Annotated in this window: 12 protein-coding genes and 2 tRNA genes; 8 read left to right on the top strand and 6 right to left on the bottom strand. The window is 39.4% G+C overall.

The features are described from left to right. Positions 1-386: 386 nt before the first annotated feature. Both J8L97_RS03270 and cysB read right to left on the bottom strand, forming a co-directional pair. Complete coding sequence (locus tag J8L97_RS03270; protein WP_211047836.1) at positions 387-1,880, bottom strand: amidohydrolase family protein; 1,494 nt, start codon at positions 1,878-1,880, stop codon at positions 387-389. A gap of 208 nt (positions 1,881-2,088) precedes the next feature. Then, positions 2,089-3,066 (bottom strand): HTH-type transcriptional regulator CysB, encoded by a 978-nt coding sequence (cysB, locus tag J8L97_RS03265; protein WP_192506938.1) that lies wholly within the window; start codon positions 3,064-3,066, stop codon positions 2,089-2,091. A 281-nt stretch (positions 3,067-3,347) separates the two neighbouring features. On the opposite strand from cysB, the gene J8L97_RS03260 reads away from it, so the two are divergent. After that, positions 3,348-4,109 (top strand): hypothetical protein, encoded by a 762-nt coding sequence (locus tag J8L97_RS03260; RefSeq protein WP_211047835.1) that lies wholly within the window; start codon positions 3,348-3,350, stop codon positions 4,107-4,109. Between the two features lie 25 nt (positions 4,110-4,134). Here the strand turns inward: J8L97_RS03260 and J8L97_RS03255 are convergent, their stop codons facing one another. Beyond that, the gene (locus J8L97_RS03255) at positions 4,135-5,424 is read right to left on the bottom strand and encodes an NCS2 family permease (protein WP_211047840.1); all 1,290 of its coding nucleotides are present in this window, start codon (positions 5,422-5,424) and stop codon (positions 4,135-4,137) included. A gap of 121 nt (positions 5,425-5,545) precedes the next feature. Here J8L97_RS03255 and J8L97_RS03250 point away from each other — a divergent pair, with 121 nt between their 5' ends. The 3 genes from J8L97_RS03250 to J8L97_RS03240 all read left to right on the top strand — a co-directional run bounded on the left by J8L97_RS03250 (position 5,546) and on the right by J8L97_RS03240 (position 7,229). Then, positions 5,546-6,007, top strand: a complete 462-nt coding sequence (locus tag J8L97_RS03250; protein WP_211047834.1) for a sel1 repeat family protein — start codon at positions 5,546-5,548, stop codon at positions 6,005-6,007. A 319-nt stretch (positions 6,008-6,326) separates the two neighbouring features. Beyond that, a complete protein-coding gene (locus tag J8L97_RS03245) occupies positions 6,327-6,761 on the top strand; it encodes a SulA-like leucine-rich domain-containing protein (protein ID WP_211047833.1) in 435 nt (144 codons plus the stop codon). Between the two features lie 12 nt (positions 6,762-6,773). After that, positions 6,774-7,229 carry a YchJ family protein gene (locus J8L97_RS03240; RefSeq protein ID WP_282098491.1) on the top strand — a complete coding sequence of 152 codons (456 nt, stop codon included), beginning with the start codon at positions 6,774-6,776 and terminating at the stop codon, positions 7,227-7,229. A gap of 25 nt (positions 7,230-7,254) precedes the next feature. On the opposite strand, the gene J8L97_RS03235 is transcribed toward J8L97_RS03240, so the two are convergent. Further along, the gene (locus J8L97_RS03235) at positions 7,255-7,776 is read right to left on the bottom strand and encodes a VC2046/SO_2500 family protein (RefSeq protein WP_211047831.1); all 522 of its coding nucleotides are present in this window, start codon (positions 7,774-7,776) and stop codon (positions 7,255-7,257) included. 112 nt (positions 7,777-7,888) lie between these two features. Here J8L97_RS03235 and J8L97_RS03230 point away from each other — a divergent pair. Both J8L97_RS03230 and J8L97_RS03225 read left to right on the top strand, forming a co-directional pair. Continuing rightward, positions 7,889-7,973, top strand: a tRNA-Tyr gene (locus J8L97_RS03230). A gap of 26 nt (positions 7,974-7,999) precedes the next feature. Then, positions 8,000-8,084 (top strand) — tRNA-Tyr (locus J8L97_RS03225). 36 nt (positions 8,085-8,120) lie between these two features. Here J8L97_RS03225 and J8L97_RS03220 read toward each other — a convergent pair. Next, complete coding sequence (locus J8L97_RS03220; protein ID WP_211047830.1) at positions 8,121-8,801, bottom strand: M48 family metallopeptidase; 681 nt, start codon at positions 8,799-8,801, stop codon at positions 8,121-8,123. A gap of 86 nt (positions 8,802-8,887) precedes the next feature. On the opposite strand from J8L97_RS03220, the gene J8L97_RS03215 reads away from it, so the two are divergent. Beyond that, the gene (locus tag J8L97_RS03215) at positions 8,888-9,868 is read left to right on the top strand and encodes an ion channel (protein ID WP_210996183.1); all 981 of its coding nucleotides are present in this window, start codon (positions 8,888-8,890) and stop codon (positions 9,866-9,868) included. Between the two features lie 9 nt (positions 9,869-9,877). Here the strand turns inward: J8L97_RS03215 and J8L97_RS03210 are convergent, their stop codons facing one another. After that, positions 9,878-10,504, bottom strand: a complete 627-nt coding sequence (locus tag J8L97_RS03210) for an HD domain-containing protein (RefSeq protein ID WP_211047829.1) — start codon at positions 10,502-10,504, stop codon at positions 9,878-9,880. 118 nt (positions 10,505-10,622) lie between these two features. On the opposite strand from J8L97_RS03210, the gene J8L97_RS03205 reads away from it, so the two are divergent. After that, positions 10,623-11,813, top strand: a complete 1,191-nt coding sequence (locus J8L97_RS03205; RefSeq protein ID WP_211047828.1) for a class I SAM-dependent methyltransferase — start codon at positions 10,623-10,625, stop codon at positions 11,811-11,813. The last annotated feature ends 6 nt before the right edge of the window (positions 11,814-11,819 follow it).

The raw sequence follows: 11,819 nt of genomic DNA, 5'->3' as shown, positions 1-11,819 counted from the left end.
ATTATGTGCTAGTGCACTGATACTTATACCAAGTGTTGGTAGAGCCAACATAAGCGCTGATAATTTCATACTATACCTTTTTAAATGTTGTGTGTTTAAACCTCAATATAGAGGTTTATATTTTTTTGCATTTAAATTACAAAGTACACAATATATTTTACATAACTTTAACACATAAAAACCTTCCTATTTCCTACTATAGGTTCATTAATATAAAAATAAGGCTAAGCATCAATGAATTAACTTATTTTCGCTTATTAACAAAAAGTAACAATAGGCATCACATTTAAATAACGAGAAAATATCAGGGAGTTCGCTTGATTTAACACGCAGAATAAATACATTTTATTTGTCGTTTTGAAAAAGTATAACCTCACAGGTAGCGGCTAATTTATCGCACTATTTACAACCTTTATCTCTCGCAAATCTTTGTTTTTACAGTGTAATGGATCTGCAGATAACACGACATAGTTAGCATGCTGACCTTCCGCGAGACACCCCGCTTGATTACTAATTTTCAAATGGACTGCTGCTGAAATAGAAATGCTTTTTAACGATTGTAACCGTGTAAAACATTGTTCGGCTCCCAAGACTCGCTCTTTTGTCATATAGCAATGAGGTGCGTACTCCATTTCCCGTGATATTGCTTGCTGAGCACTGCGTAAAGGCGACAACGGTAACAAGGGGAATCCTGATTGTAAGCAAACATTCATCCCTTGCTTAATTAAAGTCTGACAAGGCTGTAAAGTACTTTGCCCGTGGTAGCTCTGTACCCACTCAAAACCTAAATAACCCACTTCTCCTATATTCAACGCAATTGAGTTCCCTATAACGGCCTTATAACTATCAATATCTGGTAAATCCAAACACGTATTCGATTGCTCATTCATCCATTTAGATGTTGCATTGACCACATGAATTTCGGTCTGTTTTTGTAAATAAGTATCCAGTAAATCCAATGCCACAGGATGACTATCTACTACGCCTAAATGTGTAACACCTTGGCCTTTAGCATGACTAAGTAATTGATCTGTAAAATTAAACAAATGTGTACAGTATTGTTTTAACTGATGTTCTGGAAGAACTTCCAACAACCATAAAAGTTGTTCATCTACCAGCCCCCCCTGCCCTTCAACCATACGATAGAAATCTAGTTTCGTTATTGTATAGTGTTGGCGCACTAGGTACTTGTGTACCTTTTCTAACACAGCGTAATTAACAAAAGCAAACGGCTTAGCTGCGTCAAAAATGACGAGCGGCTTATGAGTGTTCACTTTTGTTAGCATTCTAAAAATATCTCGATAGGTTTTTACTTCGTCGTTAAGTAATAATTGACTATAAAGCCCATACCCCAATAACCAGTCATCCTTTGGGATACCTTTTTCCAAATACATAACTGACCGTACGATATATGACAGGTCATACTGTGACATAAACTGTGATTTTTGACAGCCGAAGCCAAATGGTCCAAAGTGAAACCATTGCTGTAAAATTGATGACGTAATTAAATGACAATGTGGCTCTATAAATCCGGGCATCACAACTTCTTCTTCGCGTAAGCAATAAAAAGTCGCAATAAATCCCGATTGATATACCCTATGCTTCACTTCTTCCAGTGAGCCTAGTGCCCATATTTTTCCATTATAAATCGCCATAGCTTCATAAAAATGTGCTTGGTTATCAAAGCTGCTATAAATTCTGCCACTATGAATAATATGAACGCACGCGCTGCTATCGAATGACTTATCATCTTCAATTACCCTTTGATTACCCACTAATTGACGTGTTTGTTGTGCATATTCAGCGAGTTTATCTAATAACCCATCAAAGAATACATGATCTAATGAAAAGGTCTGCTGCTTAAAATTTATGTCATTCATAGCATGGTCTCCAACCTAACTATACTCAGTTTAGTTAAGCCATGGAGCAAAGCTATTACACAGTATTACAGCACAGTGAAACAAAGAAGTATGGTGGGCAGGTGAGGTAAGCTGGTTCCATTTCGTTAGGCTTTCATGAAGTAATTACAATGGATATTGAGTTATTACAATAATTGACTCAATACCCACACCTATATTAGTAAAGCAACTATTTAATTGGTAATTTTACATCTGCAAACAATGCATCAACATCATCTTGATTGCGTAACAAACTGGCTCTTTCAACAACATCTTTTGTCAAATGAGGTGCAAAGCGCTCTATAAAATCATACATATAACCACGCAAGAAACTGCCTTTCCTAAAGCCTATTTTTGTAGTGCTCGCTTCAAATAAATGACTTGCATCAATACAGACTAAATCTTGATCGGCTTCCACATCAATCGCCATCGATGCAACAACCCCAACGCCCAGCCCTAAGCGAACATAGGTTTTTATTACATCAGCATCTGTCGCGGTAAATACAATATGTGGTTCTAAACCATGCGCATTAAACGCCTTATCTAACTCAGAACGACCAGTAAAACCAAATACGTAGGTAATTAAAGGATATTGTGCAACATCCTGTACCGTTAAATTAGTCGCTTTTTGCGCCAACGGATGATCTTTCGCAACAACAATACTGCGATTCCAGTGATAGCATGGAAGCATAACCAAATCTGAGTATAAGTGTAGCGCCTCTGTTGCAATTGCAAAATCAGCATCTCCTCGCGCTGCAGCATCTGATATTTGCTGGGGCGTACCTTGGTGCATATGTAACGAAACTGCCGGATACTTTTTCATAAACCCTTGAATCACATTGGGTAATGCATATCTTGCTTGGGTGTGTGTTGTTGCAATATTAAGTTTACCTTGATCAGGCAAAGTGTGTTCATTTGCTACCGCTTTTATCCCTTCTACTTTTGATAAAATCTCACGTGCAATATTTATGACCTCAGTACCAGCACTGGTTACGTGCGTCAAATGTTTACCACTACGGCCAAAAATCTGCACGCCAAGTTCATCTTCTAGCATTCTTACCTGCTTAGAAATACCCGGTTGAGATGTATAAAGGCTCTCGGCTGTTGCAGAGACATTTAAATTGTGATTTAGCACTTCTACAATGTATTTAAGTTGTTGTAATTTCATAGCTTGATTTGTTCTTATTAATTATAAATCGGCACTGACATTCCGTGACATTAATCAGAGTAATATCATCAGTATCGTTTAGGCTAGCATATTTAAGTTGAACGAGATAGCAATTGCCCATTTTGTTTGTTTATCAGCCAAAACTGAATCATGGTCTATAATGAAAAATAATGAATTAGAAAAGTTTTTTCACACTTATGAATGTAATACTGTTCAGAATGCAATTAATTGATGTAATATAAAAAATCATCTTCTTGAGTCGTGGTCAAAGAGAATTCGTTATGTTTGTTTCTATAATTATTATGTTGATTGTTGCACTGATAGTCATTGCCGTGTGGGTGAGTGCGATTCAACAGCACAAGGAGAAACAAGAAGCTGAACGTCGTAAAGAATTAACTAAGCAAAAAAAAGTTATTGAAGAATCAGAAGACGTTTTAGCGAACAGCTCCAATATCCCTATGTCTGAAATGCTAACGCGAGTTTTGCAACGCAGAATTCATGATGCATTAGCAACCATGGTAGAGCTTTCACCTACCTCCAGAGAATTAAAAAACCGTTTGCACGAAGCCAAAGAGCGAGTCAATAAGCCTGTTGAGTCTGAAGGCAAGAGTGATGCATTATCTTTACCTGATAATGACAAGCAGCTTATCGCTTTAGTTCAAGGCATTAAAAAACTCAGAAACGTGCTTCGTTCTGAACACTCTAAGGGCAAAGTTGATACGCAACAATTTGTTGCAGAAGACCGCCGTCTTGAAAAACTGCAATTAAAAATAAACGTTGAGAGCCAAATAAAGCGTGGTGTTTCAGCGCGTACCGCAAATATGGTCGGGTCCGCGAGGCAATATTTTGAAAAAGCCTATGCGACTATCTGTGCGGTAACATACAGCGATGACTATGTAACAGAAAAGAAAAATTTACTTGAATCGTACTTAAATGAAATAAGTACTGAGTTAAAAGCTTCAAATGCCTCTGCAGTTAAGAAAAAGAATGAGCAAGAGCAAGATGATTTAGATATTTTGTTCGCGCCGAAGAAAAAGTGGTAAGCCACTTTTTCTTCGCTTGTACTTTCTAACTAAATGCAAATTTCATTACAAATAATGCACTGAGTATCCATACACTTACCGACACTTCATGGCTTTTTTTGCACAACACTTTAACCACTGTGTAAGCAATAAAGCCAAGTGCAATGCCATGGGCAATAGAAAAAGTAAGTGGTGTCATTAATAACACCACACTGACGGGGATCGCGTCACTCATGTCATCCCAATTCACAAACTTTAAATTTTGTAACATTAATACCGCAACATATAAAATAGCCCCAGCTGTCGCATATGCAGGCACCATTTGCGCCAAGGGCGCAAAAAAGACCATCAACAAGAAACATACCCCAACTACCACCGCAGTCAGGCCTGTTTTTCCACCCACAGAAACCCCTGATACGGATTCTATATATGATGTCGTTGTTGAAGTGCCTAACATCGACCCCGCGATGGTTGCCGTACTATCTGCTGACAAAGCACGACCTAAACGAGGCATCTTGCCATGCTCATCGGCTAATCCTGCTTTCTGTGTGACCGCGACTAAAGTACCTGAAGTATCAAACAAATCGACGAACAAAAATGCAAATACAACACTCAACATCGACAATTCTAATGCTGACGTAATATCTAATTGCAGCATTGTGGGCATTACACTCGGAGGCGCAGACACAATACCGTGATACTCAACTAAGCCAAGTCCCCACGCACAGGCGGTTACGAGAAAGATACTTAATAACACGCCACTTTTAATGTCTCGAAACATTAATGCTGCAATAATAAAGAAACTTAAAATTGCCAATAAAGGTCCAGCTGACGTAATATCACCAAGTTGTACTAGGGTTGCAGGGCTTGCCACAATAATACCGGCATTTTTTAATGCAATAAGTGCCAAAAATGCCCCAATACCAGTCGCAATAGCTTGCTTTAGAACCAACGGAATTGCTTGGATCACCCACTCTCTCACTTTAAAAAGACTAAGTAATAGAAATAAGCAGCCAGACAAAAATACGGCACCGAGGGCCGATTGCCATGCGTGCCCCATACCCAACACCACGCCATAAGTAAAAAATGCGTTCAACCCCATCCCTGGGGCTAGCGCTAACGGATAGTTTGCCCAAAACCCCATTATGAAACACCCAATCGCCGCAGCAATGCAAGTCGCCACAAACGCGGCCCCCATATCAATCCCTGCTTCAGAGAGCATTGCTGGGTTTACAAATACAATATAAACCATAGTAACAAATGTAGTTAACCCGGCGATCACTTCGGTTTTGACCGTCGTCCCTTGATGGGAAAGTGCAAATAAACGTTCCAGCATAATGTAAGGTATATAAATTAGAAACAAGTGCTTGGATTTTAACATAAAGCACTGACTTAATCGGACAAAAACGTTAGAATTCAGCTACACTAAATAGTGCATAAATAAACACGGTTGTAATATGGAAAAATCTCAGTTAGACAATGCAGCAAGTCATGATCTTGAACAGCAATTATTGAACGTACTTGAATTTGTCACAGCACCAATAAATAGTGAAGCTCGTCTACCTGAAGCAACTGACACAGCACAAGCTTATAAAAAAGGCTTATACTACCTCAAAGAACAGTCATACCCGTTAGCTGCTAAATGGATACGTCTTGCCGCGATGTCTGGTGACACCAAAGCACAATTTTATCTTGGTCTACTGTTTATTAAAGGACAAGGTGTTCCACAAAGTGCATTCCACGGTATGGCATGGTTGGTATTAGCCCAAAGCCAAGGGGTTACCGCCGCGCAAGAAATGATTGAACAAATAAAACCCCATCTAACAACCAAACGAATTAAAGATGCACAATGCTATGCCGCAACATTATATGAGCAAATCCACCAGCTGCAGTTTTTAAGCCCTGAACCGCAAAAGTAAATCGTCTCCTGTTTGATAGTATAAAACGCTGATAGTTACCACATTAAAGAGTGCGTATTGATCGTACTCTCACTATTCTGTTAGTGCTTTTACAAATAGCATTACCTTTGCGCTTCTGTGGCCACATTCTCATGTTCAACTTATACCCAAAAAGACACAACTCACGTATATGTCCACTATAAAAAAGTACTTATTTAAAAGATGAGTACTTTATGAGCTCCCGCACATTTTTTAAACAAAATAATTAAAATTCTTCTTGCCTTAAAACACTGTATAAACTACTGTATATAAATACTGTATATAACACCAGTGAGTAAATATGTTAAACACCAATGCCTATCCACTCGTTTTGCGTAGTAAAGTGCACCAACAGACACGCTTAAAGATGGTTCACACTCGTGATGATATCAGTGCGAATTTAGAGTTATTGAATATTATTCATTTGTGTAACCAAAAGCATGGTTGGACATTGTTAATAGCGCCTGAGCATATTCCTAATAAATCTATGCTTGAGCGATGCTCAATAGACTCAAGTAAATTGCTCGTTATTAAACAAAAACATATTTCAAACTTACAGTATGTACTAAATGAAGCACTCAATAATGGTAACTTTGCAGCTGTGATCACATGGACCAATGTAACCACCGCAGATCAGTTACAAAACATGAACTTAAATTTGTCTGGTACAGAATTATTTTGTTTTTCGAAAATACCAAGCCAAGATACGTGTACAATAGACGCTATGATTTCTTAAGTAACCGCTAATATGTGCTATTGCTCCGACCTACAACCTTACGATAAATGTTGTAAACCCTTCATTGAGGGCAGTAATAGCCCTTCATCAGCAGAGCAGCTAATGCGCTCTAGATACTCAGCATATTGTGTAAAGGATGCAAATTACATTCTTAATACGTATGCATCTTCTCAACAGAAGATGCATAACACGACTGACATATTACAATTCGCTAATGAAGTCAGCTTTATTAAGCTTGACGTTACTAAGACGTCCGACAATGATTTATATAGCTACGTAAAATTTAAGGCACACTACTTAGTTGAAGATAAACATTGTCAGCTCCATGAAAACTCGAGATTTGTTCAAGAGTGTGGGCTTTGGAAGTACTTAGACGGCGAGTTATTTGACCCGCCAGAAATTAAAATAGGCCGAAACGATCTATGCCCCTGCGGAAGTAGTAAAAAATTTAAGAAGTGCCACGGGTAGTCTAGTCGTACTAAAAATAATGGCATTATGCGCTTTGCATTAGCGCATTTTGCATTTCTTGACTATTAAGTTGATCGTACATTGCCGCTGCATCCATTTTTGGTTTATCGATCGCCGCACCACCATGTATTTCTGACTCAAGTCTATGCCTAACAGCTAACTCACAATTATCAACAACCATTAACGGGATATGTTTGTAATCATCACGAATAGCCAGAGGTTCAGGGTCAAGGCAATTAGCTAAGCGCAGACTTGCCATACTGCTTCGAGACAAAGATTCGGCGTTATTTTTTCCTATGAGCATATCAAACTGTGCTGGCGCTAAGCTTTGTTTTGGGCCAACTTGAAACTCTTTTTTAAGCGCATCTTCGCTTAAGTCTGATTCTACTGTTTCATCTTCTGGTAGGTGAAACTGACTAAAATCAAGTGCATCTTGAGACAGCATAGCTAATAACATCGAAAAGTCAGCACGGCGTTGTTCATTAACGCTAACAGAGAGTGCTCCGCCAAGTTGATCTTCTCTGGTTAAAATACTGCCTATTTGCATAGAGTTTCACCGATTGTGTCTAAATATAATTATTTATCGGCATTTTTTACATTTTCTTTAGTGGTTTTCTTTACTTAATTAAAAACTTTGATATTATCAGCGCCGTTGTTTAGGAGGGGTTCCCGAGCGGCCAAAGGGATCAGACTGTAAATCTGACGGCACTGCCTTCGCTGGTTCGAATCCAGCCCCCTCCACCAAATTGTTTTTGATAGCTCCATAAGATGGAGGGGTTCCCGAGCGGCCAAAGGGATCAGACTGTAAATCTGACGGCACTGCCTTCGCTGGTTCGAATCCAGCCCCCTCCACCATCTTATTTATTTTCTCAAAACTCCGTTATTCTTCTTTTATTGTGCTTTGGAAATAAACAAACTTCTGCCACTTACCCGAAACCATCTTACATGCTCTTGATAATCACTACAGTAACGTGAAACAATTTGCCAAAATGCATGATTATGTGCCAATACATGACAATGCGCTAATTCATGAATAATGACATACTCTATAGCGGCTTTATGAGCGCCTACTAACAATGTATTAAATGTCAGTGCTTTATTACTGGAACAACTTCCCCAACGGCTTTTGTACTCTCTAAACTTCACCGACGCTATACAAACTCCCATATTTTTAGTCAACGCTGGTAACACGGACATGACATACCGCTCTAGCTCACTTTGTAAGAGTAACAACAACGCCTTTCTGCACTCTGCCGTATTGCTTGGCTGCGTGACACACACATTCACAGTCTGTTTATTATGAATAACTTCACTTTCACCCGTAGAGTGAAAGTGGCACTCGTAAACCTCTCCAAAAATACGAACTTTAGAAGACACCCAAGGCACTTGTAATTGAGGCAGAGTCTGTAGTTTTTTCTGCTGTGCCAATACCCAGCTCTGTTTGCTTAGCAGCCAGCTATGTAATTGATGCGTAGAAACACCCATTGGCGTATATACGACGACACCTGCCTCTGTAACTTTTATAGCAATACTGCGCCGACGGTTGCTTTGTTTTAATTGGTATTCAAACATAACGATAAAATTATTTACTTTTCTCCATTCTACCTTGCAAATTAACTGCTAACCTATAAGTAAATGATGAAAAAGATCAGATAGCTATGAATTCAAAACCGTGTTGCCAGTATCAATCACCTGATGGACAAATATGTCAGGAAATTGATATGGGTTCAGGGTTCTGTTTTTGGCATGATGCAAAATTCGACAAAAGTGGACTAGAGCTCACTCAAAAGCTTGAACGGTACGCAAAACGCGGTGGTCTACTACAAGGATTGGAACTAAAGCGTGCAAATCTCGAAGGGCTTAATTTAGTAAAGTTTGGTGATCACAATGGATATGATCTTTCTTATGGTAATTTCTACCGAGCTAATTTACGCGGTGCGCATTTATTTAACAATACGATTGAGCATGCTTCTTTAATGAAAGCAGATTTACGTGAAGCCAATCTACATTGCTGTAAACTAGAAAATACAAATTTGTTAGGTGTTAAATTAGATAATACCCGTATTGATAACCTACATCTAGGTGACAAACTTATGCAGGAAGTACGGGCACATCAAGCAATCAAAGAAAAAGCGCCAGATGATGCCATTGACTTGTTCCAACAATCCGAGGAAATTTATCGGTTGTTAAGAAAAGCTGCAGAGCAACAAGGATTATTTGAAATGGCCGGTAAGTATACGTATAACGAACTGCGTATGCGACATCAACAATATCCTAAAAACTCCAAGAAACGCTGGATATCTAGCGCCATAAATTTACTCTGTGGATATGGTGAAAAGCCTGAAAATGTAATTCGTTTTAGCTTAATTATGATCGCCGTTTGCGCCGTTTTATACTTTATTACAGGTATTAGCTACCAAGACCAGGTCATACAATTGAGCAGTAGCAATACATTCGTAGAAAACCTCAGTGCATTACTCAATAGCTTCTACTTCAGTGTTGTTACATTTACAACGCTCGGTTACGGAGATATTACCCCGGTTGGTATATCTCGACTCATTGCCAGCATTGAGGCTTTTACTGGCAGTTTCTCTCTGGCCCTGTTCGTGGTAGTTTTCGTTAAACGTATGACCCGATAGCATATATGTTTAACTGATTTCCTCTTTTAATTTCATCAAAAAGTCCTCCATGAAAGCGGTGCGTTTGGCTGCTTCACTCTTTGCTGCATCGGTGTGCATTTGCGCCGCGATATGCAATAGCTTAATAAAGAAATGATCTAATGTGTACTTCTTATCATCAGCCTCTCGATATGCACACATTGGATCTTCTGGATGATATAAATGTCGTGCAATCGCTCCCCCAACCTTCATACAGCGACTCACACCAATTGCGCCTAATGCATCCATCCGGTCTGCATCTTGAACAATTTTTGCTTCTAATGTCATTGGAGTTACATTCGCACTGAAGCTATGCGCCACAATCGCATGATGTATCGCAGCTAATTTAGTATCATCATATCCCTGTGATTGCAGAAAAACGACCGCTTTATCGGCTGCCATGTGTGATGCTTTTGCTCTATCGGGGTGATTTTTTGCCACGGCTACGCAGTCGTGTAACCACGCTGCAGGAAGCACAATACTCAGATCTGCATTTTCTACTTCGGTAAGTTGCTTTGCGACTTTAACCACGCGTTCAATATGCGTTATATCGTGCGCAGTATCAGCAAACGTACCCCCTAGCATAAATTCGCGACATGCCGCTTCTATATTTTGCATAAAAATCTCTTAAAAAATGAATGAAACTGACCTAAAACCCATTAATCACGGTGTTTTCATTGTATGTTGACACGGGCTTAACTAAAATGGCAAGTACTCAATTTAGTTAGGAATTTGTATGTCTAGTGTGGTCTATTTGCAACCCGGTAGAGAAAAGTCACTTAAACGTAAACACCCTTGGATATTTTCCAAGGCAATAAAAAAAATAAAAGGCAAGCCTGCGCTGGGTGACACTGTAACGGTATATAGTCATGACGGAAAGTTCCTTGCTACAGCAGCATATAGCCCTGAGTCACAGATCAGAGCCCGCGTGTGGACTTTTGATGAACATGAACAAATTGACACCCAGTTTTTCATTAAGAAGCTTGAACGTGCACTTAATGCTCGTCAACATGTGATTAATGAAGGAGGCCTAACGGGATTTAGACTTAGTGCTGCAGAATCTGATGGTCTTCCCGGTATTACTATTGATAAGTTTGACGACTATTTAGTCTGTCAGCTACTCAGTGCCGGTGCTGAACGCCACAAAGGCGACTTACTCATGGCGCTTCGTCATGTCTTTCCTGAGTGCAAGATATATGAACGCTCTGATGTAGAGGTTCGTACCAAAGAAGGCTTAGATAAAACTTCAGGCGCACTGTGGGGTGATGCGCCAACTCATCCAATACTCATTAAAGAAAATGGCTTAAAATTAGAAGTTGATATTATTAACGGCCACAAAACTGGCTTTTATCTTGATCAGCGAGACAGTCGAGCTGCATTAGAACGTTTTTCAAAAGGTAAAAGCGTCTTAAATTGCTTTTGTTACACAGGAACTTTTGGTTTATACGCACTAAGAGGCGGTTGTGAAAATGTGATAAATGTTGACGTATCACAAGCCGCTCTCGATATCGCCAAACGTAATGTTGAGCACAATGAACTCGACATATCGCGAGCCGAATTTGTCAAACAAGATGTCTTTAAACTGTTACGCCAATACCGTGATGAGGGTCGACTGTTTGATACCATTGTGATGGATCCACCAAAGTTTGCAGAAAGTAAAGCACAACTCAACGGAGCATGTCGCGGCTATAAAGATATCAACATGATAGCAATGCAAATATTAAAGCCCGGTGGCACATTACTGACTTTCTCTTGCTCAGGCTTAATGGAACAAAACTTGTTTCAAAAGGTGGTTGCAGATGCTGCACTTGACGCAGGGAAAGACTTGCTGATTGTTGAACGATTAAACCAAGCAGCAGATCACCCTATTTCAGGTAATTACCCAGAAGGGTTTTACCTCAAAGGTTTAGTTTGCAAAGTGTATTAACGTATC

Source organism: Pseudoalteromonas sp. MMG012, assembly GCF_018100875.1.
Lineage (GTDB): Bacteria > Pseudomonadota > Gammaproteobacteria > Enterobacterales > Alteromonadaceae > Pseudoalteromonas > Pseudoalteromonas aurantia.
Note: the sequence above shows the minus strand (reverse complement) of the source record. Positions and strands in the feature narration are given on the sequence as shown.

What these genes read in the sequence shown, in the direction of transcription:
- J8L97_RS03270 (WP_211047836.1), bottom strand. Translation starts at nt 1,880, where the DNA reads ATGAATGACATAAATTTTAAGCAGCAGACCTTTTCATTAGATCATGTA.
- cysB (WP_192506938.1), bottom strand. Translation starts at nt 3,066, where the DNA reads ATGAAATTACAACAACTTAAATACATTGTAGAAGTGCTAAATCACAAT.
- J8L97_RS03260 (WP_211047835.1), top strand. Translation starts at nt 3,348, where the DNA reads ATGTTTGTTTCTATAATTATTATGTTGATTGTTGCACTGATAGTCATT.
- J8L97_RS03255 (WP_211047840.1), bottom strand. Translation starts at nt 5,424, where the DNA reads ATGCTGGAACGTTTATTTGCACTTTCCCATCAAGGGACGACGGTCAAA.
- J8L97_RS03250 (WP_211047834.1), top strand. Translation starts at nt 5,546, where the DNA reads ATGGAAAAATCTCAGTTAGACAATGCAGCAAGTCATGATCTTGAACAG.
- J8L97_RS03245 (WP_211047833.1), top strand. Translation starts at nt 6,327, where the DNA reads ATGTTAAACACCAATGCCTATCCACTCGTTTTGCGTAGTAAAGTGCAC.
- J8L97_RS03240 (WP_282098491.1), top strand. Translation starts at nt 6,774, where the DNA reads ATGTGCTATTGCTCCGACCTACAACCTTACGATAAATGTTGTAAACCC.
- J8L97_RS03235 (WP_211047831.1), bottom strand. Translation starts at nt 7,776, where the DNA reads ATGCAAATAGGCAGTATTTTAACCAGAGAAGATCAACTTGGCGGAGCA.
- J8L97_RS03220 (WP_211047830.1), bottom strand. Translation starts at nt 8,801, where the DNA reads ATGTTTGAATACCAATTAAAACAAAGCAACCGTCGGCGCAGTATTGCT.
- J8L97_RS03215 (WP_210996183.1), top strand. Translation starts at nt 8,888, where the DNA reads ATGAATTCAAAACCGTGTTGCCAGTATCAATCACCTGATGGACAAATA.
- J8L97_RS03210 (WP_211047829.1), bottom strand. Translation starts at nt 10,504, where the DNA reads ATGCAAAATATAGAAGCGGCATGTCGCGAATTTATGCTAGGGGGTACG.
- J8L97_RS03205 (WP_211047828.1), top strand. Translation starts at nt 10,623, where the DNA reads ATGTCTAGTGTGGTCTATTTGCAACCCGGTAGAGAAAAGTCACTTAAA.